Below are 25,145 nucleotides of genomic sequence, written 5' to 3' on the forward strand. Positions count from 1 at the left end.
ACTCTTCCGGCATGTCTCGCTCTCGCATCCCAGGCGCCTTCGGTGCCCTCGCCGTCGCCACCCTCGCCCTGACTGCCTGCCAGGCTCCGCCGGAGGCCCCGGGCTCGACGGATGCGGCGGGCGCTGGCAGCGACTACCTCGCGTGCATGGTCGCGAACAGCGGCAACATTCAGGACCGCTCCTTCAATCAGGCCGTCTTCGAGTCGCTCGAGGCGGCGCAGGACGAGTACGGCGTGGAGATGCGCGAGACCGTCTCGCAGTCGCAGGCCGACTACGAGACGAACCTCGAGACCATGGTCGGCGAGGGCTGCGACTACATCGTGACGGTCGGGTGGGAGCTCGCCGACGCGACCAGGGCGTCCGCCGAGGCGAACCCGGACATCACGTACTCGACCGTCGACGAGGTCGTCGAAGGGCCGAACGTGGCCTCGATCGTGCACGACACCGCGCAGGCCGCGTTCCTCGCCGGGTACCTCGCCGCGGGCGTCAGCCAGACGGGCGTCGTCGGCACCTTCGGCGGCGGCAACCAGCCACCCGTGACCGTGTTCATGGACGGCTTCGCGGCGGGCGTCGAGCAGTACAACACCGCCAAGGGCGCGTCGGTGCGTGTCGTCGGCTGGGATCCCAAGACGCAGCAGGGCTCGTTCACGGACGACTTCACCAACACGAACGCGGCGCAGACGACGGCGCAGGGGCTCATCTCGCAGGGGGCAGACATCATCATGCCCGTCGCAGCCCAGGCCGGTGAAGGCGCCGCTGCGGCAGCGCTCGCGGCCGGCGACGTCGGCATCATCTGGGTCGACTCCGACGGCTACGAGCTCCTCGGCGAGGAGTACCGCCCCCTGCTCGTGACGACGGTCGAGAAGCGGATGGAGCCGGCGATCCTCGGTGTCATCGGCTCAGACATCGATGGCACCTTCGAGCCGGGCAACAGCGTCGGCACGCTCGGGAACGACGGAGTCGGGCTCTCCTCCTTCCACGACTGGGACTCGAAGATCCCCGCCGAGCTGAAGGCCGAGGTCGAGGATCTGAAGGCGAAGATCGTGGCCGGCGAGATCGTCGTCGAGTCGCCGTCGTCGCCGACGGGCGCCAACTGAGCGGATCTGCGACCCGATCGAGCACCCTCACCGACCGATCGGCCCGGAAGATTCCGGCCCCGTGAGAATCGGCGCCCGACGCGCCGAGAAACACACTCGTAACTGTGCAACGGTCGGGTTTCGATTCCGATCTGGGCCGTATTGTGACGCCGGGCTACGGCTATGCTCGGGCAATCACCAGCTTCGTCGGCATCCGCGTTCTGCGGCGCGACGGACATCCAACTCAGGAGGATCGAGAGTGGCTATCTCTTCGAAGCAGCGCTTCGCTGCAATTGGCACCATGGGCGTCGCAGCCCTCGTGCTCGCCGGTTGTGCCCCAGCTCCGGACGCGGGCGACGCGCCAGCTGAAGGTGCATCCGACTTCACCGCGTGCATGGTGTCTGACGAGGGCGGGTTCGACGACCGCTCCTTCAACCAGCTCGCACACACCGGTCTCGAGAACGCGGAGTCCGAGCTCGGAGTCAGCGTGCTCGAGGCAGAGTCGGCGACACCGGACGACTACGCGGCCAACCTGACGACCATGGTCGACCAGGGCTGCAACATCATCGTTCCCGTCGGCTTCAAGCTGGCCGATGCGACGGCTGCCGCCGCCGAGGCGAACCCAGAGGTCGACTTCGCGATCGTCGACGTCGAAGGCCTCGGCATCCCGAACGTGCTCGAGCTCAACTACGACACGGCGCAGGCCGCGTTCCTCGCGGGCTACGCAGCAGCTGCGTACTCGAAGACGGGTACGGTCGCCACCTACGGCGGCGCCGCCATCCCGACCGTCACGATCTTCATGGACGGCTTCGCCAACGGCGTCAAGCACTTCAACGAGGCCAAGGGCAAGGACGTCAAGGTCATCGGCTGGGACGTCGACTCGCAGCAGGGCTCGTTCGTCGATGACTTCACGAACGTCTCCCGTGCCAAGGAGATCTCCACCGGCTTCCTGAGCCAGGGCGCAGACGTCATCCTCCCCGTCGGCGGCCCCCTCTACCAGGGCGCAGCAGAAGCGATCCGCGAAGGCGGCCAGGACGCTGTCATCCTCGGCGTCGACTCCGACCTCGCCATCGCTGACGAGCAGTACGCGGACATCATCCTCGTCTCGATCATGAAGGGACTCGACGTCACCGTTCTCGACGCCATCTCCCAGAGCGTCGACGGCACCTTCGAGGGCGGCACGACCTACACGGGCGTCCTCGAGAACGAGGGTGTCAGCCTCTCGGGCTTCGGCACCTTCGAGTCTGAGCTGCCCGAAGGCACGCTCGACGAGATCGACGCCCTGAAGCAGGAAGTCATCGACGGCAAGTACCCGGACCTGTCGCCTTCCTCACCAAAGGTCTGACCCTCCGGCGTCTGGACTGACGTCCAGGCACAACATGGATGCGGGGCCGTCGCGCAACTCGCGGCGGCCCCGTAGCATGCCTACGCATGCAATCCGAGTCGGTGGCGGCCACCCGCCGCCCGGCTCCAGCACGACCGGCCCACCAGGCCGTATCCCGCACTACCGCACAGCGAAGTGGACCGCTATGAAACTCGAGCTTCGAGGCATCACCAAGCGATTTGGTGCCTTCACGGCCAACGACAACATCAACCTCACCATCGAGGAGGGCGAGATCCATGCGCTCCTCGGCGAGAACGGTGCTGGCAAGTCGACCCTGATGAACGTGCTCTACGGCCTGTACCAGGCCGACGAGGGCGAGATCCTGCTGGACGACGCAGTCCAGCACTTCTCCGGGCCGGGTGACGCCATGGCCTCCGGCATCGGCATGGTCCACCAGCACTTCATGCTCATCCCCGTCTTCACGGTCGCCGAGAACCTCATGCTCGGCCACGAGCCGGCCAACGGCGCCGGCGTCCTCGACATCGACAGCGCCCGCCAGAAGGTTCGCGACCTCTCAGCGCAGTTCGGCTTCAACATCGATCCGGATGCGCTGGTCGAGCACCTGCCCGTCGGCGCGCAGCAGCGCGTCGAGATCATCAAGGCGCTCTCGCGAGACGCGAAGATCCTCGTCCTGGATGAGCCCACCGCCGTGCTCACACCCCAGGAGACCGACGAGCTGATCGTCATCATGGACCAGCTGCGCAAGGCGGGCACGTCCATCGTCTTCATCACGCACAAGCTGCGCGAGGTCCGCAAGGTCGCAGACCGCATCACCGTCATCCGCCGCGGCAAGGTCGTCGGCACGGCACTCCCGAGCGAGTCGAACGAGGAGCTCGCGGCGAAGATGGTCGGCCGCGCCGTCGACCTCGACGTCGACAAGGAAGCTCCGAAGCTGGGCGAGACGACGTTCGTCGTCTCCGAGCTGACGGTCTTCGACGAGGTCGGCGCCAAGCAGGTCGACGACCTCAGCTTCGAGGTCCGCGAGGGCGAGATCCTCGTGATCGCCGGCGTGCAGGGAAACGGGCAGACCGAGCTGACGGAGGCCATCCTCGGCCTCCACAAGAAGGCGCTCGGCTCGATCAGCCTCGACGGCAACGAGCTCATCGGGCAGACGGTCAAGAAGACGCTGGATGCCGGGCTCGGCTTCGTGCCGGAAGACCGCACGGAAGATGGCATCGTCGGCGACTTCACGATCGCCGAGAACCTCGTGCTCGACCGCGCCGACCGCGCACCGTTCTCAAACGGGATCGCGCTGAACCTGCGGGAGATCACGGCCTTCGCCGAGAAGAACGTCAAGGACTTCGACGTCAGGGCGCCCTCCATCGAGACGGCCGTCGGCCGACTCTCCGGCGGCAACCAGCAGAAGGTCGTGCTCGCGCGCGAGCTCGGCCGGGACCTGCGGATGTTCATCGCCTCGCAGCCGACGCGCGGTCTCGACGTCGGATCGATCGAGTTCGTGCACGAGCAGATCGTGCGCGTCCGCGACTCGGGCATCCCGGTCATCATCGTGTCGACCGAGCTCGACGAGGTTGTGCAATTGGCGGATCGGATCATGGTCATGTACCAGGGCAAGAGCATGGGAATCGTTGGACCGGAGACGTCTCGCGACGTGCTCGGCCAGATGATGGCGGGGGTCGAAGTATGAGCCAGCTCCAGAACGTGACGGCCGAGACGCCGCCACCACCCGGCACGCAGGTGCCGGTCACCGCGAGCGAGCAGTCGCCGTGGCACGGCCTCTGGCGCGACATCCTCGGGGGTGGGCCGCTGCGCTCCATCCTCGCGATCGTCCTCGCGCTGCTCATCGGCTCGCTCCTCGTCGTCTTCACGAGCGACGACGTGCTCGAGACGACCGGGTACTTCTTCTCCCGGCCGATGGACCTCTTCGCCGCCGCGGGCGGTGTCATCGGCGGTGCGTTCCGCGCGCTGTGGGAGGGTGCGGTCTACTCGCCCCGCAACGGATTCGTTCCGCTGACGAACACGCTCATGTGGGCGACGCCGCTCATCACGGCCGGCCTCGGGGTCGCGTTCGCGTTCCGCGCTGGCCTGTTCAACATCGGTGGTCAGGGCCAGATCCTCATCGCCGCGCTCTTCACCGGCTTCGTGGGCGCGAGCCTGCAGCTTCCCTTCGTCGTGCACGTGCTCGTCGCAGCGTTCGCCGGCATCGTCGGCGGCTCGATCTGGGCCGGCATCGCCGGCTGGCTGAAGGCGCAGACCGGAGCGCACGAGGTGATCGTCACGATCATGCTCAACTGGATCGCGTTCTGGGGCCTCACGTACCTGCTCAAGACCCCCGTCTTCCAGGCGGAAGGCGCCGGCGGAAACGCGAAGGCCAAGCCCATCGTCGAGTCGGCGCAGCTGCCCGATCTCGTGGGCGCCGCCGACTGGGGCTTCATCCTCGCGATCATCGCCGCCTTCGTCTACTGGTGGATCATGGAGCGCACGACGATCGGCTTCAAGGTGCGGGCCGTCGGCCTCAACCCGAGCGCCGCTCGCACTGCAGGCATCAACGTCGCCTTCATCACGTTCCTCACGATGGCCATCGCCGGTGCGTTCATCGGCCTCGCGGGCGCCACGCAGGTGCTCGGCCGCGCCACCGCCGGCTACGACCCCGGCGTCCACGCGGGCATAGGCTTCGATGCCATCACGGTCGCGCTCCTCGGTGCGGGCCACCCCGTCGGCATCATCCTCGCCGGTCTCCTCTTCGGCGCGCTCAAGGCCGGCTCCTTCCCGATGCAGGTCGTCGAGGGCATCCCGATCGACATCGTCGCCGTCATCCAGGGCCTCATCGTGCTCTTCATCGCGGCACCTCCGCTCATCCGTGCGATCTTCCGCCTGCCGAAGCCCTCCGGCATCCGCCTGCTCGACCGCATCCGCGCGTCGAGGGAAGGGAAGGATGACGGGCCGTCGAGCACGAAGGACGGCACAGGCAAGGGCAGCAACGGCACGAAGAACGAGGTGAACGCATGACCGCAGTGACGCCGAGCACCGAGGAGCAGATCCCGGTGGGCGCGAGCACCAAGGCTGAGGTCCGCACGACGCGCAGCTGGAAGGCCCCCATCGCGTACGCCTTCTTCAGTGCACTCGTGCTCGTGGTCTTCGGGCTTCTCGCACCTGCCGGTGCCTCGAGCACGATCGACCTGAACTCGGACGGCGTGCCCATCAAGTTCGACCCGCTGGTCCTCCCGACCATGGTCACGAACCTCGTGATCGGCGTGATCCTCGCCGGCATCACCGTCGTCGCCTTCCTCCGCACGGCCGCAGGGGCGAAGCTGCCCATGTGGGTCATGGTCGTCTTCGGCATCCTCTGGGTGTGGGCGCTCATCGTCTTCATCGGCGCGAACGCCAACGTGCCGCTCACCTGGCTGCTCACGGGAACGCTCGCGATCTCGACCCCGCTCATCTTCGGCTCGATGGCGGGCCTCGTCTCCGAGCGCGTCGGCGTCGTGAACATCGCCATCGAAGGCCAGCTCCTCGCCGGCGCCTTCACCTCAGCGCTGATCGGCTCGATGACGGGTAACCCGTTCCTCGGCCTCCTCGGCGCGATCCTCGCCGGCATGCTCGTCTCGCTCATCCTCGCCGTCTTCTCGATCCGCTACCTGGTCGAGCAGGTCGTCGTCGGTGTCGTCATCAACATGCTCGTGATCGGACTGACGAACTTCCTCTACTCGGGCGTCATGACGCGCGACAGCGGGTTCCTCAACACCATCGCGCAGAACGAGAAGTACCCGCGCTTCGCGATCCCGCTGCTGAGCGACATCCCCGTGATCGGGCCGCTGCTGTTCGACAACACGTTCATCGTGTACCTGATGTTCATCACGGTGCCCGTCCTCACCTTCGCGCTCTTCAAGACCCGCTGGGGGCTGCGCCTCCGCGCCGTCGGCGAACACCCGAAGGCGGCCGACACGGTAGGCATCAAGGTCAACAAGACGCGTTTCTGGAACGTCCTGCTCTCCGGTGCCATCGCCGGCGCGGGCGGCAGCTTCTTCACGCTCGGCAGCGTCGGCTCGTTCAGCCAGGAGATGACGAGCGGCCAGGGCTACATCGCCCTCGCCGCCCTCATCTTCGGCCGCTGGCACCCGGTCTACGCGACCCTCGCCGCGCTGCTGTTCGGCTTCGCCTCGAACCTCAAGACCCTCGTGAGCCAGGTCGGGGCGAACATCCCGCCCGAGTTCATGGCGATGATCCCGTACATCGTGACGATCCTCGCCGTGGCCGGTTTCGTCGGCCAGTCCCGAGGCCCCGCCGCGGCGGGCAAACCCTACGTGAAGGCATAGGTGCAGCCATGACGGCAACAGGAACCGAAACGCTCGAGCCCGACTGGGCGACCCTCCGCGAGGCTGCGCGCAACATCATGACGAAGGCGTACGCGCCCTACTCGAACTACTCCGTCGGCGCGGCCGCGCTCGTCGACGACGGTCGCATCGTCGTCGGCTGCAACGTCGAGAACGCGAGCTACGGGGTCGGCCTCTGCGCTGAGTGCGGACTCGTCTCGGCACTCCAGGCGAGCGGCGGCGGCAAGCTCGTCGCCTTCACATGCTGCAACGGCGACGGCGACGTCATCATGCCGTGCGGCCGCTGCCGCCAGCTGCTGTACGAGTTCTCGGCACCGGGGATGCTCCTCGACACCGTCTCGGGCATCCGCACCATCGACCAGGTACTGCCGGACGCGTTCGGCCCCAGAGATCTCGAAGGGATCAAATGAGCTCCACCCCCGCCCAGTCCGCAGTCGAGGCGTTCGACGCCGTCGACCTCATCAAGGCGAAGCGCGACGGTCGTCTGCTGTCGACGCCCGAGATCGACTGGCTCATCTCGCGCTACGCCAACGGCTACGTGGGTGACGAGCAGATGGCGGCGATGGCGATGGCCATCTTCCTCAACGGCATGGAGCGCACCGAGATCCGCGACATGACGCTCGCCATGATCGCGTCGGGTGAGCGGATGAACTTCGACGGGCTCGGCAAGGTCACGGTCGACAAGCACTCCACGGGGGGTGTCGGCGACAAGATCACGCTCCCGCTCATGCCGCTCGTCGCCTCCTTCGGCGTCGCCGTGCCGCAGCTCTCGGGCCGCGGACTCGGCCACACGGGTGGCACCCTCGACAAGCTCGAGGCCATCCCCGGCTGGCGTGCCGAGCTCTCCAACGAGGAGATGTTCACCCTCCTGCAGGAGATCGGCGGCGTCATCTGCGCAGCCGGTGCAGGCCTAGCTCCAGCCGACAAGAAGCTCTACGCGCTCCGCGACATCACGGGAACCGTCGAGTGCATCCCGCTCATCGCCTCGAGCATCATGTCGAAGAAGATCGCCGAGGGCACCGATTCGCTGGTGCTCGACGTGAAGTTCGGCTCCGGCTCCTTCATGGGCGACATCGAGCGTTCGCGTGCGCTCGCCGAGACGATGGTCGCGCTCGGCGAGGATGCCGGTGTGCGCACCTCGGCGCTGCTCACGAACATGAACGTCCCGCTCGGGCTCGCGATCGGCAACGCCAACGAGGTGCGCGAATCGGTCGAGGTGCTCGCCGGCGGCGGCCCCGCCGACGTCGTCGAGCTCACGGTCGAGCTGGCTCGCGAGATGCTCCGCCTCGCGGGGCAGCCGGACGCCGACGTCGAAGGTGCGCTGAAGAACGGCGCGGCGATGGATGTGTGGCGCCGGTGGGTCTCGGCGCAGGACGGCGACCCGGATGGGGCGCTGCCCGTCGCGCGCGAGACGCACGACGTCCGCGCCGACCGCGACGGTGTGCTCGTCCGCCAGGAAGCGCTGCCGTTCGGCATCGCGGCCTGGCGCCTGGGAGCCGGACGCGCGCGCAAGCAGGACCCGGTCATCCACTCGGCAGGCATCGACCTCGCCGCGAAGCCGGGCGATGCCGTGAAGAAGGGGGACGTGCTCTTCACGCTCTCGGCCGAGGATGCCGCCCGCTTCCCGCGTGCCCTCGAGGCGCTCGAGGGGGCGTACGAGATCGGCGACGCCGGCTCGGAGATCCTCACCGGCGGTCCGCTCATCGCTGGCCGCGTCGGCGCGGAGTAGTCGGGCTCGCGGTGTGGAGAAGGGAAACCTTCTCCACACCGCCACGCCAGGTCGCGCGCCGGTTGCCTCCGCCAGATAGAATCATGGCTCTGGACGGCCGCATTTTCTGGATCGCGGCCACATTCGAAGGGGAACACCGTGTCTGTGCAGAGCTCCGCGCCATACGACGAGGGCGATTTCACGCTGCGAGACGGCACCAACATCCGTACGCTGCCCAAGGTGTCGCTGCATGACCACCTCGACGGCGGCCTGCGTGCTCAGACGATCATCGAGCTGGCCGACGAGATCGGCCTCGAGCTCCCCGCAACAAACGCACCGGAGCTCTCGAACTGGTTCGCCGACCAGTCCGACTCCGGCTCGCTCGTCGAATACCTGAAGACCTTCGACGTGACCACGGCCGTCATGCAGACCGCGCACGGCCTTCGCCGCGTCGCCCGCGACTTCGTCAACGACCTCGGCGCCGACGGCGTCGTCTACGGTGAAGTCCGCTGGGCTCCCGAACAGCATCTCAAGCGTGGCCTGAGCTTGGACGACGCGGTCAACGCGGTGCAGGCAGGCATCAACGAGGGCATCGACGACGTGCGCTCGCACGGCAAGCGCATCCGCATCGGCCAGCTGGTCAGCGCGATGCGCCACGCGGGCAACGGCCTCGAAATCGCAAAGCTCGCCGTCCGCCACCGCGAGCAGGGTGTCGTCGGCTTCGACATCGCCGGCCCTGAAGACGGCTTCCCGCCCACGAACCTGCAGGAGGCCTTCGACTACCTCATGTCGGAGCGCTTCCCCGCGACGGTGCACGCCGGCGAGGCCGCCGGACTCGACTCCATCGAGAGCGCCATCTTCGACGCGCACGCCCTGCGTCTCGGCCACGGTGTGCGCATCGCGGAAGACATCGACCTCGAAGGTGAAGACGAGGACGGCACGTACGTGTCGCTCGGGCGACTCGCGCAGTGGGTGCGCGACCGCCGCATCCCCCTCGAGCTCAGCCCATCCTCGAACCTGCAGACCGGTGCCATCGCCGCGTGGGGTGAGAGCATCGAAGACCACCCATTCGACCTGCTCTACCAGCTCGGGTTCACGGTGACCGTCAACACCGACAACCGCCTCATGAGCGCGACGAGCATCTCTCGAGAGCTGACGCTGCTCGCGGACACCTTCGACTACGACCTCGCAGATCTGGAGACCTTCCAGCTGAACGCCGCAGAAGGCGCCTTCTTGCCGATCGAAGACCGCGAAGAGCTGGCGGAGATCGTGAGCGAAGGGTTCGACGAGGCAGGAGCATGAGCGCGCAGGAGACGCCTGAGCTGCAGTTCGACCCCACCAGTGTGCGGCTCGCAGCACACGCCCTCGACTGGCGCCAGGCCGTCGGCCAGATGGGCGAGCTGCTTGCCGAGCGTGGATTCGCGAAGCGCGGGTACACGAGCAACATGGTGCGTGTCATCGAGCGCTTCGGTCCGTACGTCGTCGTCGGCCCAGGGGTCGCGCTCGTGCACGCGCGACCCGGCGAGGAGACCATCCAGAACGGTCTCGCCGTCATCACCTACCCAGAAGGCGTCGGTTTCGGACATGCGCGCTACGACCCGGTGAGGGTCGTCGTCGGCATGACCGCGACGAGCGCATCCGAGCACCTGCAGCTCATCGCCGCGCTCGCGAAGGTCTTCGACAACGAGGTCGTCCTCGGCGAGCTCGTCGCCGCCGCGTCGCCAGAGTCGCTTGTCGAGCTGCTCAAGCCGCGCCTCGTGGCTGCCGGGCTCGCCATCGCCTGACACCTGCGCTGCGGGCGCCCGCCGTCCGCTGCGAGGTCCCCGACGTGGACCGTGCCCGGTCGCCACCGATCGCCACCGTCGTGTCCGATTCCCGCGAGTGGATGCGGTCTGAACCTGCCAGACTCATCGCATGGCAAGCACCAACCTGACCGGAGACGACCGGTACCGAGCGATCCTCGCCAAGGACCGCCGCTTCGACGGCCAGTTCATCACGGCCGTCGGCTCGACCGGCATCTACTGCCGACCGAGCTGCCCCGCGCGCACGCCGCACCGGGAGAACGTCACGTTCTACGCGACCAGCGCCGCGGCACACGAGGCCGGCTACCGGGCGTGCAAGCGCTGCCTGCCGGATGCGGCTCCCGGCGACCCCGCCTGGAACCTGCGTGGCGATGTCGCAGCTCGCGCGATGCGCCTCATCGCCGACGGCGTCGTCGAGCGCGAGGGCGTCCCCGGCCTGGCTGCGCGGCTCGGCTACTCCGCTCGCCACCTGGGTCGTGTGCTCGCAGCCGAGCTCGGCGCGGGGCCCTTGTCCCTCGCCCGCGCACAGCGGGCGAGGACCGCGGCGACCCTGCTCGGCGCCACCGACCTCCCCCTCGCCGACGTGGCCTTCGCGGCGGGGTTCGCGAGCGTCCGGCAGCTCAACGAGACCGTGCAGGAGGTCTTCCAGCTGACGCCCACGCAGGTGCGGGACGCCTCACGGGGCCGATCAGCGAGGATGCGAGCAGGCAGCGGCCGTGTCGAGGAGGGCGGCCCGGTTCTCGGTGCCGGTGGGGTCCCGCTGACCCTTGCGCTCGCCTACCGCGAACCGTACGACGCCGCCGGTGTCTTCACCTGGCTGGGGGAGCGCGCCATCGACGGCGTGGAGATCGCGACGGGGCACAGCTACGAGCGCAGTCTCCTGCTGCCAGGCGGACCAGCATGGTTCAGTGTGGATGCGGGGGGCTCGCAGCCCTCGTCGCTCCGCCTCCGGGCTCAGCTGACCGACCTCAGCGACCTGCAGACGCTTGTCACCCGCGTGCGCCGTCTCTTCGACCTGGACGCTGACCCGGCCGCGATCGACGCGGCCCTCTCCGTGCATCCCGGCATCGCGGAGCGCGTGCGCCTCCGCCCCGGCAGGCGTCTTCCCGGAGCGGTGGACCCCGACGAGATGCTGTTCCGCGCGATCATCGGACAGCAGATCACCGTCTCCGCGGCCCGCACAGCGCTCAGCCGCCTGACGGCGCGAGCGGGCGCGGCGCTGGTGCCGGATGGCGACGATCGCCGACCGGACGAGATGGACGCGGCGGGTAGCGCTACCGCCGCCGCCGCGACCGGGCAGGTCCCGGGTCGCCGCGTGACTCGGCTCTTCCCGAGCGCATCCGCCATCGCAGAGCTCGGTGAGGAGTCGTTCGCCGGCCCCCGCGCGCGCTCAGCGACGATCACAAACGTCGCCGAGGCGATCGCCAGCGGACAGCTGCGTCTCTCGCACGGCGACGACGTCGCAGAACAGCACTCCGCGCTGACCGCGTTTCGAGGCATCGGCGACTGGACCGCCGGATACGTGAGCATGCGCGTGCTCGGAAACCCTGACGTGCTGCTCACCGGTGACGTCGCCCTGCGCAGCGGAGCAAGAGCCCTCGGCCTCCCATCGGAACCGAAAGACCTCACCTCGATAGCAGAGCAGTTCAGGCCGTGGCGCAGCTACCTCTCGCTCCACCTCTGGGGAGCGGCACCGCCCAGAGCGCGGGCCGTCGCCAAGAAGACCAACAGGACTGAGACCGCCGAGCAACCGCCCGCGGCTTCCGCCGCCGCACCCCAGACCGCACCTCACAGCACGGAGCAACCAGCATGAGCACACACGAGAACCCACAAGCGACGGCGGCAGGCCGCGCACACGCCAGCGACGTCGCGCCGGCATCCAATGCTGAGCAGCAGGCCGTCATCGAGACGTTCGGCACGCCGGACGGCCCATTCACGATCGTCACCCGCGAGAGCGACGGCGCCGTCCTCTCGTCCGGGTGGAGCGATGACGAACAGCTCGTCGTGGCCCGCATCACGCCGAAGGCCAGGCCGACGGTCCTCACCCGCGGATGCAGTGCCGCAGCCGACGCCGTCCGGGCGTACTACGAGGGGCAGCTCGACGCCATCGATGACGTTCCCGTCGCCCAGTTCGGCGCGGAGTTCCGGATGCAGGGCTGGCGCGGCCTGCGGGACATCATGGCCGGGCATCCGCTCACCTACACGGAGTTCGCGACAGCCCTCGGTCGTCCGACGGCCGTGCGGGCGGCAGCGAGCATCTGCGCCAGCAACGCGCCGGCGCTGTTCGTGCCGTGTCACCGTGTCCTGCGCTCAGACGGCACCCTCGGCGGCTTCGCATGGGGTGTCGACGTGAAGCGCTCGCTGCTGCAGCGCGAACTCGCCCACGCCTCCTGACACGCCGCATCCGTTCGCCTCTCCGGACTCGGGATGGCTTTCGCGCACGCGGATGGGTTGCAACCCATCTGCGCGCGTCAAACCCATCCCGAAACGATGCCATCGGGTCAGGAAGGTCGACTCGGGCCTCGACCGGAGTTTCGGGATGGCAATGTCGCTTCGTTGCGGGAAGTTTCCCTCAAGACTGCGAGGTTCCCATCCCGAAGTCTGGGGTTGGTGCTGCGAGTGTGGATGTGCGTGACCGGACTCTGCTCGGTGCGTATTCGGGATGGGTTTCGCGCACGCGGATGGGTTGCAACCCACCTTGAAGCGTGGAAGCCATCCCGAAACGACGCTGTCGGGCGGGCAGGTAGCGCCGGGCCGGGAAGGTCGCCTCGGGCTGGAAGCTCGCGTCGGGCCACGCCCGCGGTTTCGGGATGGCAAAGTCGCTTCGTTGCGGGAAGTTTCCCGCAAGACTGCGAGGTTCCCATCCCGAAGTGGATGCGAGGCGCGGGATGCGGCCGGAAGGTTCGAGGGTGAGGCACAGCGGCGCAAGAGCGACGGGAGCCCCTCGGGATGGAAGGATCTCCATCCCGAGGGGCTCCCGATACGTGCGCTGCGGTGTCTACGCGGTGGTGAGGGTGATTCGCAGGGCTTCCCCGGCGCGAGCGGCCTTCGATTCGGCGTCGGCCGCTCGTTCCGCGGGCGAGCCTTCCTCGCTCGACGCGTCGACGTAGACCTTGATCTTGGGTTCGGTGCCCGACGGGCGCACCATGACGCGGGTGCCGTCGGCGAGCTGGTAGCGGAGCAGGTCGATGGGCACCTCGTCGCCGGACAGGTCGCCGGTCTCGAGCACCTCGACACCGCCGACCTCGCTCGGGGTGTGGCTGCGCAGCACGGCCATGACGCGTGGGATCTCGGTGATGTCGTCGAAGCGCACCGACACCTGTGTCGACACGAACGTGCCGAACCGCTCGGCGAACGCGTCGTCGTGGTCGATGAGCGAGCGTCCCTCGGCCTGCAGGCCGATGATGAGCTCGAGGATCGCGACGGACGCGGAGATGCCGTCCTTGTCGTGCACCGTCTCGGGGTTGACGAGGTAGCCGAGGGCCTCCTCGTAGCCGTAGAGGATGTTCGGGGCGCGCGAGATCCACTTGAACCCGGTGGGCGTCTCGGCGTAGTCGAGCCCGTACTCGTGCGCGATGCGCCCGAGCGCCGGGGCGGAGACGACGGAGGTCGCGAGCGTGCCGTGCACGCCGTCCGCCTTCGCCTGCTCGGCGGCGCGCCAGCCGAGGATCTTGCCGATGTCGTTGCCGCCGAATCGGCGCCACCCGGCTGCGTCCTTCACTGCGACCGCAAGACGGTCGGCGTCGGGGTCGTGGGCGATGACGAGGTCGATGCCGGCCGCATCCGCCGTCTCGTAGGCGAGGTCGAGGGCGCCGGGCTCTTCGGGGTTCGGGAAGTCGAGGGTTGGGAAGGCTCCGTCCGGCTCGACCTGCTGCGCGACGACCACCGGTTCGGCGATGCCGAGCTCGGCGATGACGGCGCGGAAGGTCTCCCATCCGACGCCGTGCAGGGGCGTGTAGACGAAGGGGACGTCGCTTGGCGTGCCTCGCAGCAGCGCAGCGGTCGCCGACACGTACTCGCTGACGATGGACTCGTCTGCCGTGGCGTAGTCGGTCGAGCGCGGGATCTCGGGCACGGTTGTGCCGGCCGCGACGGCGCCGATGGCCGCGGCGATCTCGGCGTCGACGGGTGCGACGATCTGCGAACCGTCATCGGCGCCGCCGAGGTAGACCTTGTAGCCGTTGTCCCACTTCGGGTTGTGCGAGGCGGTGACCATGACGCCAGCGGATGCGGCGAGGCGGCGGACCGCGAAGGCCAGCACGGGCGTCGGCAGCTGCCTCGGCAGGATCGTCGCGGCCACGCCTGCGGCCTGCATGATCTCGGCGGTGTCCTCGGCGAACCGCTTCGAGTTGTTGCGGGCGTCGTAGCCGATCACGATGGATGGCGACTCCTCGCGCGCGAGCAGGAAGTCGGCGAAGCCACGCGCGGCCTGGGCGACGAGCACCCGGTTCATGCGGTTGGGTCCGGCTCCGAGCCTGCCGCGGAGACCTGCGGTCCCGAAGGCCAGACGTGCCGAGAACCGGTCGTGCAGGTCACGCCAGGCGATCGCTCGCTCGCTCGTGTCGGTGTCTTCGATGGCGGTGAGCTCGGGCGAGACGTCGCCTGCGGCGTCGAGGAGCTGCTGCAGCTCGGCGCGCGTGACCTCGTCGGGGTCCTGGTCGCGCCACGCGATCGCGTTGTGTCGCAGGGCGACCTGGAGTTGGCGTGCGAGGCCGCTCATCAGAGCTTCACCACGATCTGCGACAGCAGCTCGGCGAGGTCGGCTTCTGCCGCCTTGCCCGCCTCGAGCACCTCGGTGTGGCTGAGCGGGTTCGGCGAGACGCCGGCGGCGGGGTTCGTGATGAGCGACATGCCGAGGACCTCCATACCCGCCTCGCGTGCGGCGATCGCCTCGAGCGCGGTCGACATGCCGACGATGTCGCCGCCGATCGTGCGCGCCATCTTCACTTCGGCGGGTGTCTCGTAGTGCGGGCCGCGGAACTGCACGTAGACGCCCTCGTCGAGTTCGCGCACCGTGAGCGCCAGCTCGCGGAGGCGTGCGGAGTACAGGTCGGTGAGGTCGATGAAGGTCGCGCCCTCGAGGGGGGAGTCGGCCGTGAGGTTGATGTGGTCCGAGATCAGCACCGGCGTGCCGGGGCCCCACTCGGGCCGCACCCCGCCTGCGCCGTTCGTGAGGATCATGACGGAGGCGCCGGTGGCGGCGGCGGTGCGCACGGAGTGCACGACCCGGCGCACACCCTTGCCTTCGTAGTAGTGGGTGCGCGCGGCGATGACCAGCGCGTGCTTGCCATTCGCGAGGCGGATGGAGCGGAGGGTCCCGGAGTGACCGGGGATGTCGGACTTCGCGAACCCGGGCACCTCGTCGGCCGGGATGGTCGCGATCGTCTCACCGAGCAGGTCGGCGGTCTGGCCCCATCCGCTGCCGAGCGTGAGCGCGATGTCGTGGCGTTCGACACCCGTCTTCTCGGCGATGACCGCGGCAGCTGCCTGCGCGAACTCGAAGGGTGAGGTGGCTGGGTCGTCGATCGAGGCTGCTTCGTGCGTAGACATGATCACCAGCGTAGCGACCGTGGCGCGGCGAACGGGGAGCAAGGGCTGATGAACTCCGCGCGTGCCCGGAAACGGCTTGGATACCGGCCCGGTTTGGCGGGTTCATGCGGGAGGAGCAGAATGGGCTCATGGCCACGCCTTTTGATCGCAAGCATCGCATCGTCGTCGTCGGCGGGGGGCCAGGCGGGTACGAAGCCGCATTGTCGGCCGCCCGCCTCGGCGCGGAAGTCACTCTCGTCGAGCGCGTCGGCGTCGGCGGCTCCGCAGTCCTCACCGACGTCGTTCCGTCGAAGACCCTCATCGCGAGTGCGGAGGCTGCGACGGCGATCCGCGAGTCCGGCGAGCTGGGTGTGCAGTTCTTCGCGAAGGGTGACAGCGGCAAGCCGCTGAAGCCGGAGGTGGCGGTGAACCTCTCGAAGCTCAACAAGCGTCTGGTGCGTCTCGCTCAGAACCAGTCGGATGACATGCAGCGCACCCTCGAGGCTGCGGGCGTCAACGTCATCCAGGGCGAGGGCAAGCTCGACGGCAACTCGGCGGTCACGGTGGGCACGGGCTCCGGTGGGCAGGACTTCGATCGCATCGAGTTCGACTCCGCCGTCATCTCGGTGGGTGCTCGCCCGCGCACCCTCGACTCGTGCAAGCCGGACGGCGAGCGCATCCTCACCTGGACCCAGCTGTACAACCTCAAGGAGATGCCGAGCCATCTCATCGTCGTCGGATCCGGCGTCACGGGGGCCGAGTTCGCCTCTGCCTACTCGGCGTTGGGCGCGAAGGTCACGCTCGTCTCGAGCCGCGACCGCGTGCTTCCCAACGAGGACGCGGATGCGGCTGACGTGATCGAGGACGTCTTCAAGCGGGGCGGCATGACGGTTCTGTCCAAGTCCCGCGCGGCGACCGTCGTCCGCGACGGCGACGAGGTCGTGGCGACGCTCGACGACGGGCGAGAGGTGCGCGGCTCGCACTGCCTCATCGCGGTCGGTTCCATCCCGAACACTTCGGGTATCGGCCTGGAAGGCGCCGGCGTCGAGGTCACGCCCTCCGGCCACATCCGCGTCAACCGCGTCGCCCGCACCTCTGTGCCGAACATCTACGCGGCGGGCGACTGCACGGAGTTCTTCCCGCTCGCGTCCGTCGCGTCCACGCAGGGGCGCACGGCGGTCTTCCACGCGCTGGGTGACGAGGTGCGTCCCATCAACCTCCGCAACGTGGCGTCGAACATCTTCACGTACCCGGAGATCGCGACCGTCGGCTGGCAGCAGCGCTCGATCGAGGACGGCACCCGGGAGGGGCGCGTCTACAAGCTGCCGCTGAGCGAGAACCCGCGTGCCAAGATGCAGGGTGTCCGCGACGGCTTCGTGAAGCTCATCGCGGGCAACGATCTCGGCACGGTCATCGGCGGCGTCATCGTCGCGCCGCGCGCCTCAGAGCTCGTGCTGCCATTGTCGATCGCGATCGAGCAGCGCCTCACGGTCGACCAGGTTGCGCGCGCGTGGGCCGTCTACCCGTCGCTCGCGAGCAGCATCTCGGATGCGGCGCACGCCATGCACGTGCCCTACTCGGAGCAGACGAAGAGCTAGGCGGCCTCTGCGGGCGCTCGCTGCTAATCCGCATTCTCCTTTTCGCCCGCCGCCAGCGTTTTGGCGGGGAGTCCCGTCAAGCGCAGGTATCGTGCCGATTGGCTGCGCGTTGTGCGTGGTTCCGCGTCTTCCTGCTTCTGGCGGGTGCGTGGCTGGGGGAATCCACGATTGGGGAGCGATGATCGATGTGGAGCAAGTGAATGGAGTCTGGGCGTTCGACCCGGAGCACACCCGTATTGGGTTCTCGGCGCGTCACGCCATGATCACCACGGTGCGAGGGGCGTTCAATGACGTCGAGGGCGAGCTTCTGGTCGACGCCGACGACCCTTCAAGGTCTGAGGCCACGCTGACGGTGAGAGCGTCGAGCGTCGATACCCGGAACGCGAAGCGTGACGAGCATCTGCGCAGCGCGGACTTCTTCGACGTGGATCGCTGGCCGGACATCACGTTCGTCAGCAGGAAGATCGAGGAGATCGACGAGGGCTCGTACGCCGTGACCGGAGATCTCACGATCCGCGACGTCACCCAGGAGGTCATGGTGCCGATCTCGTTGGTCGGGGTCGAGACGGATGCGTTCGGTGTGCTCCGAGCGGGCTTCGAGGGGAGCCGCCGATTGCGGCGGCGCGACTTCGGACTCGAATGGAACATGCCGCTGGACTCCGGCGGGGTGCTCGTGTCGGAGCGCATCACGTTGGAGTTCGAGATATCGGTCATCAAGACCGAGTAGTCGGGCCCGCACGGAGGCCGACGATCCGCAGCATCCCCCTCTGCGGATCGCGGTGCGCTCAGCCGCCGAAGTACTCGTTCCAGATGTCGATGGCGAGCTTGATGAAGAGCACGCTCACGACGATGAGGAAGACCCAGCGGATGAGCTTGCTGCCGCCGCGGATGGCGGTGCGCGCGCCGATGTAGCCGCCGGCGACGTTCGAGACTGCCAGGATGGCGCCGAGGCCCCACAGCACGTACCCCTGTGGCGCGAAGAAGAGCAGCGCGCCGAGGTTGGTGCCGAGGTTCACGATCTTCGCCTTTGCGCTGGCCTGCAGGAACGAGTAGCCGAGCAGCGACACGAGGGCGATGACGAGGAACGAGCCGGTGCCCGGCCCGAGCACGCCGTCGTAGACGCCGATCGCGAAGCCGATGAGGCCCGCGACGACGTGGTGCTTGCGACCCTCGTACTTGAGCTTGTCGAGCTGCCCGACGCTCGGCTTGAAGGCCGTGAAGATGCCGATGCCGAGGATCGCGACGGCGATGATCGGCTTGAACGCGGCGGCCGGGATGCTGGACGCGAGGATCGCGCCGCCGTACGCGCCGAAGAGCGCGATCGCCGCCATGGGCAGCGCCGTGCGGAGGTCGGGCTTCACGCGCCGGAAGTACGTGATGGAGCTGGTCGTGGTGCCGGCGATGCTGCCGAGCTTGTTCGTCGCGAGCGCCTGCACGGGCGTGACGCCGGGCAGGGTGAGGAGCATCGTGAGCTGGATGAGCCCGCCGCCCCCGACCACCGCATCCACCCAGCCGGCCGCGAAGCCGCCGGCGATGACGAGCGCCAGCAGCCACCCGTTGAACCCCTCGAGCCCCGTGAACGACTCGAGCCAGCTCGGGTCGGACGCGGCGAGCGTCGCGTCGAGCGGAGGCGAGAGCAGAGCGGAGGTCAGCAGGAAGGCGTCGGGCACCTGTCGAGGCTACTCGGCGTCGGCGAGCTCGAGCAGCTTCGTGCCGCTCGAGACGGTCTCACCCGCCGAGCCGGTGATGGCCGCGACGACGCCGTCGCGCGGAGCCTGGATGGGCTGTTCCATCTTCATGGCCTCGAGCACGACCAGCAGGTCGCCCTTGACGACCTTCTGGCCCTCTGCCACGGCGAACTTCACGATCGTCGCCTGCATGGGGGCGGTGATGTCTCCGCTCGAATGCGTCTCGACGTTGGTGTGCGTGCGACGCTTCGGGGCGTGGCCCGCCATGGTGCGGCCTGCGCCGCCGTGGCCGGCGCCCGTCACTGCAAGCAGGCGCTCGGGGAGGGACACCTCGAGGCGCTTGTCGTTGACCTCGACGACGACGTTGCGCCGAGCGATGGGCTCGTTGACGTCACCGGCCTCGCCGCCCCACGGCTCGAGGGTGTTGCTGTACTCGGTCTCGATCCAGCTCGTGTACACGCCGAACTCGCCGTTCTCGGCCGTGAACGCGGGGTCGCGCACCACGGAGCGGTGGAACGGGAGCACCGTCGGCATGCCGTTGAGCTCGAAGTCCTCGAGGGCGCGGCGTGAGCGCTCGAGCGCTTCCTCGCGGGTGGCGCCCGTGACGATGAGCTTCGCGAGCAGCGAGTCGAAGGCGCCGGACACGATGTCGCCCTCGCGGACACCCGAGTCCACGCGAACGCCGGGGCCGCCAGGCACACGGAAGGTCGTGATGGTTCCGGGAGCGGGGAAGAAGCCGCGGCCCGGGTCCTCGCCGTTGATGCGGAACTCGAAGGAGTGGCCGCTCACCTGGGGGTCGTCGTAGCCGAGGGCCTCGCCCTGCGCGATGCGGAACTGCTCGCGCACGAGGTCGATGCCCGTGACCTCTTCGGAGACGGGGTGCTCGACCTGGAGGCGCGTGTTGACTTCGAGGAACGCGACGGTGCCGTCGGCGGCGAGGAGGAACTCGCAGGTGCCCGCGCCGACGTAGCCGACCTCCTTGAGGATGGCTTTCGAGGCGCGACGCATCTCAGCTTCCTGCTCGGCCGTGATGAAGGGGGCGGGGGCCTCTTCGACGAGCTTCTGGTGGCGGCGCTGCAGCGAGCAGTCACGGGTCGAGACGACGACCACGTTGCCGTGCGCGTCGGCGAGGCACTGCGTCTCGACGTGGCGCGGCTTGTCGAGGTACTTCTCGACGAAGCACTCGCCGCGGCCGAAGGCCGTGATGGCCTCGCGGGTGGCCGATTCGAAGAGCTCGGCGACCTCCTCGCGCTCACGGGCGACCTTGAGTCCGCGTCCGCCGCCGCCGAACGCGGCCTTGATGGCGACGGGCAGACCGTGCGTGTCGATGAAGGCGAGCACCTCGTCCGGACCCTCGACGGGGTTGAGCGTCCCTGGTGCGAGCGGTGCGCCGACCTTCTCGGCGACGTGGCGGGCGGTGACCTTGTCGCCGAGCGCCTCGATGGCCTCCGGGGAGGGGCCGATCCAGGTGAGGCCCTGGCCGATGACGGCGCGAGCGAAGTCGGCGTTCTCGGCCAGGAAGCCGTAGCCGGGGTGCACGGCGTCAGCACCGGAGCGGCGCGCGATGGAGAGGAGCTTGTCGATCACGAGGTACGTCTCGGCGCTGGTCGTGCCGCGCAGCGCGTAGGCCTCGTCGGCAAGGCGAACGTGCGGTGCGTCGCGGTCCTGGTCTGCGTACACGGCGACGGAGGCGATACCCGCGTCTCGAGCAGCTCGTGCGATGCGTACGGCGATTTCGCCACGGTTGGCGATGAGGAGCTTCGAGATTCGCGACATGGTTCCTAAGCCTATTGAGGTCGGGGCGGCCGGATTTGGCTCGATTCGACAAACTTATCCGGAGAAGGTTGTCAGATGCGCGCGGTTGGAGGTTCTCACCACGCCGAGGTGCTGTCAGTTGGGCGACATTGGCGTCGCCGCACATTCCCATGGGGTGGGAAGCCGATTGCAGGTGATGTCACCTCGTGCTTAGCTACAGGGCTGCGGTTTTTTGCCCAGCCAGGCACCTAGCCAGCAATGGTCATTCGTGCCAGGTCCGCTCCGGGCCCGCCCACATTGCCGTCCACTCCGCGTCTTCGGTGACGCGCATCCACCACGTTAGTGGATGCGCCGTCGAAGAGGCCTCGTCGTTCCGGAGAATCGATGCTCGGTAAGCTCCTCGCCCGTTATCTACGGAAGTACTGGCCGCTCCTCGCGGGTGTGCTGGTCTTCCAGTTCCTTCAAGCGCTCGCGTCGCTGTACCTGCCGCGACTCAACGCCGACATCATCGACAAGGGCGTTGCCAACGCCGACACCGACTACATCTGGTCGACCGGCGCCGTCATGCTCGCCATCTCGCTCGGCCAGATCACCTGCTCGATCATCGCGACGGTCTTCGCCGCCCGCGCCGCCATGGCGCTCGGCCGCGACATCCGCGCCGACGTCTTCGCCCGGGTCAGCAGCTTCTCCGAGCGCGAGGTCTCGCGCTTCGGCGCGGGCTCGCTCATCACGCGCAACACGAACGACGTGCAGCAGGTGCAGATGCTCGCCATGATGGGCTCCACCATGCTGGTCTCAGCCCCGATGCTCGCGATCGGCGGCATCATCATGGCCTTGCAGCAGGACGTGGGCCTGTCCTGGATCATCGGCGTCGCGGCACCCGTGCTGCTCCTGCTGGTCGGCATCATCATCAGCCGCATGGTGCCGCTGTTCCGCCAGTTCCAGGTGAAGCTCGACAACATCAACCGCATCCTGCGCGAGCAGCTCACCGGCGTGCGCGTCGTGCGCGCGTTCGTGCGCGAGCCCATCGAGGAGAAGCGCTTCGAGGTCGCGAACAACGACCTCTTCCTGCTCGGCAAGCGCGTCGGCGACCTCTTCGTCACGCTCTTCCCGCTCGCCATGCTCGTCCTGAACATCACCGTGGTCGGCGTCATCTGGTTCGGCGGCATCCAGGTCGACCAGGGCACGGTCGAGATCGGCACGCTGTTCGCGTTCATGGCCTACGTCATGCAGATCCTCATGGGCGTGCTCATGGCCAGCTTCATGACGATCATGATCCCGCGCGCCGCGGTGAGCGCCGACCGCATCTCCGAGGTGCTCGCCACCGAGTCGACGCTCATCATGCCGGCGCACCCTGTGACCGACTTCCCGGAGCCCGGCGTCATCGAGTTCGACGACGTCGAGTTCACGTACCCGGGCGCCGACGAGCCTGTCCTCACCGGCATCTCGTTCCGCGCCGCCCCCGGAGAGACGGTCGCCGTCGTCGGATCGACGGGTGCGGGCAAGACGACGCTCGTGTCGCTCATCCCGCGCCTGTTCGATGCGACGGGTGGCACCGTCAAGGTCAACGGGGTCGACGTGCGCCAGGCGGATGCGGAGCTCCTGTGGGACGGCATCGGCCTGGTCCCGCAGCGCCCGTTCCTCTTCACCGGCACGATCGCCTCCAACCTCCGGTACGGCCGCGAGGCCGCGACGGACGACGACCTCTGGAAGGCGCTCGAGATCGCGCAGGCCACGGCGTTCGTCCAGGAGAAGGACAAGCAGCTCGAGTCGCGCATCGCCCAGGGCGGCACGAACGTCTCCGGCGGGCAGCGCCAGCGACTCGCCATCGCTCGAGCGATCGTGCACGAGCCGCAGGTGTTCGTCTTCGATGACTCCTTCTCGGCGCTCGACCTCACGACCGACGCCAGGTTGCGCCGCGCCCTCTGGGAGCAGCTGCCGGGCGTCACCAAGATCGTGGTCGCCCAGCGCATCTCGACCATCGTCGACGCCGACCGCATCGTGGTCCTCGACGACGGTCACATGGTCGGTCTCGGAACACACGACGAGCTGCTCGAGAGCTGCACGACGTACAAGGAGATCGTGGATTCCCAGCTTGCAGTGGAGGCACAGTCATGAGCCGTGACGCAGAGAACCAGAAGCAGGATGCGAAGGCATCGCGCGGCCGCGGTCGCAAGGCCAAGGAGGTCGTCGAGAAGGTCCTGACGGAGGAGGAGCAGCTCGAACTCGAGCTCGCCGAACAGGCTCGCCAGTCGTCCGGCGACTGGGACAGCGTGGCTCCCGGCAAGGCGAAGAACTTCGGGCAGAGCTTCGGCAGGCTGCTCGGCAGGCTCCGCCCCTACCGCGCGGCACTCATCATCGTGTCGTTCCTCGGCGCGGTCGGCGTCGTGCTCTCGGTCATCGCCCCGCGCGTGCTGGGTGAGGCGACGAACCTCATCTTCGAGGGCGTCGTCTCCAGCCAGCTGCCTTCGGGAGCCTCCAAGGAGCAGGTCGTCGCGGGGCTCCGCGACTCCGGCCAGACGCAGTTCGCCGACATGGTCGCGGCCATGGACATCACCCCGGGCGAGGGTGTGAACTTCGAGCGACTCGGCATGGTGCTGCTCTCCGTGCTCGCGCTGTACGTCTTCTCGGCGCTGCTCATGTGGCTGCAGGGCTACGTCATCAACATCATCATGATGAAGGCGATGTACAAGCTGCGCGAGGACGTCGAGCGCAAGATCAACGCGCTGCCGCTCAGCTACTTCGACCGCGTGCAGCGCGGCGAGCTGCTGAGCCGCGTCACGAACGACATCGACAACATCACCCAGACCATGCAGCAGTCGCTGTCGCAGGTCGTCACGAGCGTGCTCACCGTGGTCGGCGTGCTCGTCATGATGTTCTCCATCTCCTGGCAGCTCGCGCTCGTCGCGCTCGTCACGCTGCCCCTCATGGGGGTCATCTTCGGTGTTATCGGGCCGAAGTCGCAGAGGAACTTCGCCGAGCAGTGGAAGAAGACGGGGCGCCTCAACGCCCGCGTCGAGGAGTCCTTCTCGGGTCACGCACTCGTCCGCGTCTTCGGACGTGAGCAGGATGCGCGTGAGCAGTTCCAGGTCGACAACGAGCAGCTCTTCCAGGCGGCCTTCAAGGCGCAGTTCTGGGCGGGCGTGATGATGCCGGCGATGATGTTCATCGGCAACCTGTCCTACGTGGGCATCGCGGTGCTCGGTGGCCTCATGGTCGCGGGCGGCAACCTCCGCCTCGGCGACGTGCAGGCGTTCATCCAGTACTCGCAGCAGTTCACGCAGCCCCTCGCGGAGCTCGGCGGCATGGCCGCCGTGCTGCAGTCGGGCACGGCCTCGGCCGAGCGCGTGTTCGAGCTCCTCGACGAGGACGAGCAGGAGCCCGACTCGAAGGATGCTCCCAAGCCGGCGAACGGCGCGGGGGAGATCGTCTTCGACGACGTCACCTTCTCGTACACCCCCGAGCAGAAGCTCATCCAGAACCTCAACTTCTCGGTCGAGCCTGGCCAGACGGTCGCGATCGTCGGGCCGACGGGTGCTGGCAAGTCGACGCTCGTGAACCTCATCATGCGGTTCTACGAACTCGACGGCGGGCGCATCCTGCTGGATGGGCAGGACATCGCCGAGCTGCGGCGAGATGACGTCCGCAGCCGCACCGGCATGGTGCTGCAGGACCCGTGGCTGTTCGCCGGGTCGATCCGCGAGAACATCCGCTACGGGCGCCAGGACGCGACCGACGAGGAAGTGCTCGCGGCTGCGACCGCCTGCTACGTCGACCGCTTCGTGCATTCCCTCCCGGAGGGGTACGACACCGTGCTCGACGAGGACGCGTCCAACGTCTCCGCGGGGGAGCGCCAGCTCATCACCATCGCGCGCGCGTTCGTCTCCGACCCGCAGGTCCTCATCCTCGATGAGGCGACGAGCTCGGTCGACACCCGCACGGAGCTTCTCCTGCAGCAGGCGATGGCGGCACTCCGCCAGGGGCGCACGAGCTTCGTCATCGCGCACCGTCTCTCCACGATCCGCGACGCCGACCTGATCCTCGTCATGGAGCACGGCTCCATCGTCGAGCAGGGGACGCACGACGAGCTCGTGAAGCAGGGCGGCGCGTACGCGAGGCTCTACAACTCGCAGTTCGAGCAGGCCGTCAGCGACCTGGACGTGGAGGAGCGCACGCTCACCTCGTAGTCCACCACCGTTTCGGGATGGGTTCCGCGCTTCCGGATGGGTTCTTTCCCATCTCGAAGTGCGAAACCCATCCCGAAACTGCGTTCAGGGGTGTCGGGGCGACGGATGCGGCTAGACGAGCATCTC

19 protein-coding genes are annotated in these 25,145 nt (G+C 68.1%); 15 read left to right on the forward strand and 4 right to left on the reverse strand.

What is annotated here, in order from left to right; genetic code table 11:
• Positions 1 to 11 precede the first annotated feature (11 nt).
• The 11 genes from HDC34_RS17070 (at position 12) to HDC34_RS17120 (ending at position 12,656) form a co-directional block, all read left to right on the forward strand.
• Positions 12 to 1,097, forward strand: coding sequence for a BMP family protein (locus tag HDC34_RS17070; RefSeq protein ID WP_179557905.1), 1,086 nt, complete (start codon positions 12 to 14; stop codon positions 1,095 to 1,097).
• A 238-nt stretch (positions 1,098 to 1,335) separates the two neighbouring features.
• Positions 1,336 to 2,421 carry a BMP family ABC transporter substrate-binding protein gene (locus tag HDC34_RS17075; RefSeq protein WP_308807386.1) on the forward strand — a complete coding sequence of 362 codons (1,086 nt, stop codon included), beginning with the start codon at positions 1,336 to 1,338 and terminating at the stop codon, positions 2,419 to 2,421.
• Positions 2,422 to 2,605: 184 nt separating this feature from the next.
• A complete protein-coding gene (locus HDC34_RS17080; RefSeq protein WP_104252208.1) occupies positions 2,606 to 4,105 on the forward strand; it encodes an ABC transporter ATP-binding protein in 1,500 nt (499 codons plus the stop codon).
• Positions 4,102 to 5,427, forward strand: coding sequence for an ABC transporter permease (locus tag HDC34_RS17085; protein WP_179557906.1), 1,326 nt, complete (start codon positions 4,102 to 4,104; stop codon positions 5,425 to 5,427). Before HDC34_RS17080 ends, HDC34_RS17085 begins: the two co-directional genes overlap by 4 nt.
• Positions 5,424 to 6,734, forward strand: coding sequence for an ABC transporter permease (locus HDC34_RS17090; RefSeq protein WP_104312839.1), 1,311 nt, complete (start codon positions 5,424 to 5,426; stop codon positions 6,732 to 6,734). The genes HDC34_RS17085 and HDC34_RS17090 overlap by 4 nt, the downstream gene beginning before the upstream one ends.
• A gap of 8 nt (positions 6,735 to 6,742) precedes the next feature.
• On the forward strand, positions 6,743 to 7,162 hold the full coding sequence (locus HDC34_RS17095) for a cytidine deaminase (RefSeq protein ID WP_179557907.1): 420 nt from the start codon (positions 6,743 to 6,745) through the stop codon (positions 7,160 to 7,162).
• Positions 7,159 to 8,481 carry a thymidine phosphorylase gene (locus HDC34_RS17100; RefSeq protein WP_104312837.1) on the forward strand — a complete coding sequence of 441 codons (1,323 nt, stop codon included), beginning with the start codon at positions 7,159 to 7,161 and terminating at the stop codon, positions 8,479 to 8,481. The genes HDC34_RS17095 and HDC34_RS17100 overlap by 4 nt, the downstream gene beginning before the upstream one ends.
• A 138-nt stretch (positions 8,482 to 8,619) precedes the next feature.
• A complete protein-coding gene (locus HDC34_RS17105; protein WP_307852786.1) occupies positions 8,620 to 9,762 on the forward strand; it encodes an adenosine deaminase in 1,143 nt (380 codons plus the stop codon).
• On the forward strand, positions 9,759 to 10,244 hold the full coding sequence (locus tag HDC34_RS17110; RefSeq protein WP_104312836.1) for a PTS sugar transporter subunit IIA: 486 nt from the start codon (positions 9,759 to 9,761) through the stop codon (positions 10,242 to 10,244). The genes HDC34_RS17105 and HDC34_RS17110 overlap by 4 nt, the downstream gene beginning before the upstream one ends.
• A 130-nt stretch (positions 10,245 to 10,374) precedes the next feature.
• Positions 10,375 to 12,075 carry a DNA-3-methyladenine glycosylase 2 family protein gene (locus tag HDC34_RS17115; protein ID WP_179557908.1) on the forward strand — a complete coding sequence of 567 codons (1,701 nt, stop codon included), beginning with the start codon at positions 10,375 to 10,377 and terminating at the stop codon, positions 12,073 to 12,075.
• Positions 12,072 to 12,656: a methylated-DNA--[protein]-cysteine S-methyltransferase gene (locus HDC34_RS17120; RefSeq protein ID WP_179557909.1), complete on the forward strand. Its 585-nt coding sequence runs from the start codon at positions 12,072 to 12,074 to the stop codon at positions 12,654 to 12,656. The genes HDC34_RS17115 and HDC34_RS17120 overlap by 4 nt, the downstream gene beginning before the upstream one ends.
• 604 nt (positions 12,657 to 13,260) lie before the next feature.
• On the opposite strand, the gene HDC34_RS17125 is transcribed toward HDC34_RS17120, so the two are convergent.
• Together HDC34_RS17125 and HDC34_RS17130 are read right to left on the reverse strand one after the other, a co-directional pair.
• Positions 13,261 to 14,982, reverse strand: coding sequence for a phospho-sugar mutase (locus HDC34_RS17125; RefSeq protein ID WP_179557910.1), 1,722 nt, complete (start codon positions 14,980 to 14,982; stop codon positions 13,261 to 13,263).
• Complete coding sequence (locus tag HDC34_RS17130; protein WP_104313025.1) at positions 14,982 to 15,812, reverse strand: purine-nucleoside phosphorylase; 831 nt, start codon at positions 15,810 to 15,812, stop codon at positions 14,982 to 14,984. Before HDC34_RS17130 ends, HDC34_RS17125 begins: the two co-directional genes overlap by 1 nt.
• Positions 15,813 to 15,940: 128 nt before the next feature.
• On the opposite strand from HDC34_RS17130, the gene HDC34_RS17135 reads away from it, so the two are divergent.
• The gene (locus tag HDC34_RS17135) at positions 15,941 to 17,389 is read left to right on the forward strand and encodes an NAD(P)H-quinone dehydrogenase (protein ID WP_179557911.1); all 1,449 of its coding nucleotides are present in this window, start codon (positions 15,941 to 15,943) and stop codon (positions 17,387 to 17,389) included.
• 178 nt (positions 17,390 to 17,567) lie between these two features.
• Complete coding sequence (locus tag HDC34_RS17140) at positions 17,568 to 18,116, forward strand: YceI family protein (protein WP_179557912.1); 549 nt, start codon at positions 17,568 to 17,570, stop codon at positions 18,114 to 18,116.
• 58 nt (positions 18,117 to 18,174) lie between these two features.
• On the opposite strand, the gene HDC34_RS17145 is transcribed toward HDC34_RS17140, so the two are convergent.
• Together HDC34_RS17145 and HDC34_RS17150 are read right to left on the reverse strand one after the other, a co-directional pair.
• Complete coding sequence (locus tag HDC34_RS17145) at positions 18,175 to 18,939, reverse strand: TSUP family transporter (RefSeq protein WP_179557998.1); 765 nt, start codon at positions 18,937 to 18,939, stop codon at positions 18,175 to 18,177.
• Positions 18,940 to 19,068: 129 nt separating this feature from the next.
• Complete coding sequence (locus HDC34_RS17150; RefSeq protein ID WP_179557913.1) at positions 19,069 to 20,853, reverse strand: biotin carboxylase N-terminal domain-containing protein; 1,785 nt, start codon at positions 20,851 to 20,853, stop codon at positions 19,069 to 19,071.
• 363 nt (positions 20,854 to 21,216) lie between these two features.
• On the opposite strand from HDC34_RS17150, the gene HDC34_RS17155 reads away from it, so the two are divergent.
• Entirely contained in the window at positions 21,217 to 22,950 is a 1,734-nt protein-coding gene (locus tag HDC34_RS17155; protein WP_104312830.1) for an ABC transporter ATP-binding protein, read from the forward strand.
• On the forward strand, positions 22,947 to 25,019 hold the full coding sequence (locus HDC34_RS17160; RefSeq protein WP_179557914.1) for an ABC transporter ATP-binding protein: 2,073 nt from the start codon (positions 22,947 to 22,949) through the stop codon (positions 25,017 to 25,019). Before HDC34_RS17155 ends, HDC34_RS17160 begins: the two co-directional genes overlap by 4 nt.
• Positions 25,020 to 25,145: the final 126 nt, after the last annotated feature.

It is taken from the genome of Pseudoclavibacter sp. JAI123 (assembly GCF_013409665.1).
Classification (GTDB): Bacteria; Actinomycetota; Actinomycetes; order Actinomycetales; family Microbacteriaceae; genus Pseudoclavibacter.

Excerpts from the sequence above, each read along its gene's own strand:
- HDC34_RS17070 (WP_179557905.1), top strand. The coding sequence starts at position 12 with ATGTCTCGCTCTCGCATCCCAGGCGCCTTCGGTGCCCTCGCCGTCGCC.
- HDC34_RS17080 (WP_104252208.1), top strand. The coding sequence starts at position 2,606 with ATGAAACTCGAGCTTCGAGGCATCACCAAGCGATTTGGTGCCTTCACG.
- HDC34_RS17085 (WP_179557906.1), top strand. The coding sequence starts at position 4,102 with ATGAGCCAGCTCCAGAACGTGACGGCCGAGACGCCGCCACCACCCGGC.
- HDC34_RS17090 (WP_104312839.1), top strand. The coding sequence starts at position 5,424 with ATGACCGCAGTGACGCCGAGCACCGAGGAGCAGATCCCGGTGGGCGCG.
- HDC34_RS17095 (WP_179557907.1), top strand. The coding sequence starts at position 6,743 with ATGACGGCAACAGGAACCGAAACGCTCGAGCCCGACTGGGCGACCCTC.
- HDC34_RS17100 (WP_104312837.1), top strand. The coding sequence starts at position 7,159 with ATGAGCTCCACCCCCGCCCAGTCCGCAGTCGAGGCGTTCGACGCCGTC.
- HDC34_RS17110 (WP_104312836.1), top strand. The coding sequence starts at position 9,759 with ATGAGCGCGCAGGAGACGCCTGAGCTGCAGTTCGACCCCACCAGTGTG.
- HDC34_RS17115 (WP_179557908.1), top strand. The coding sequence starts at position 10,375 with ATGGCAAGCACCAACCTGACCGGAGACGACCGGTACCGAGCGATCCTC.
- HDC34_RS17120 (WP_179557909.1), top strand. The coding sequence starts at position 12,072 with ATGAGCACACACGAGAACCCACAAGCGACGGCGGCAGGCCGCGCACAC.
- HDC34_RS17125 (WP_179557910.1), bottom strand. The coding sequence starts at position 14,982 with ATGAGCGGCCTCGCACGCCAACTCCAGGTCGCCCTGCGACACAACGCG.
- HDC34_RS17130 (WP_104313025.1), bottom strand. The coding sequence starts at position 15,812 with ATGTCTACGCACGAAGCAGCCTCGATCGACGACCCAGCCACCTCACCC.
- HDC34_RS17135 (WP_179557911.1), top strand. The coding sequence starts at position 15,941 with ATGGCCACGCCTTTTGATCGCAAGCATCGCATCGTCGTCGTCGGCGGG.
- HDC34_RS17140 (WP_179557912.1), top strand. The coding sequence starts at position 17,568 with ATGATCGATGTGGAGCAAGTGAATGGAGTCTGGGCGTTCGACCCGGAG.
- HDC34_RS17150 (WP_179557913.1), bottom strand. The coding sequence starts at position 20,853 with ATGTCGCGAATCTCGAAGCTCCTCATCGCCAACCGTGGCGAAATCGCC.
- HDC34_RS17155 (WP_104312830.1), top strand. The coding sequence starts at position 21,217 with ATGCTCGGTAAGCTCCTCGCCCGTTATCTACGGAAGTACTGGCCGCTC.
- HDC34_RS17160 (WP_179557914.1), top strand. The coding sequence starts at position 22,947 with ATGAGCCGTGACGCAGAGAACCAGAAGCAGGATGCGAAGGCATCGCGC.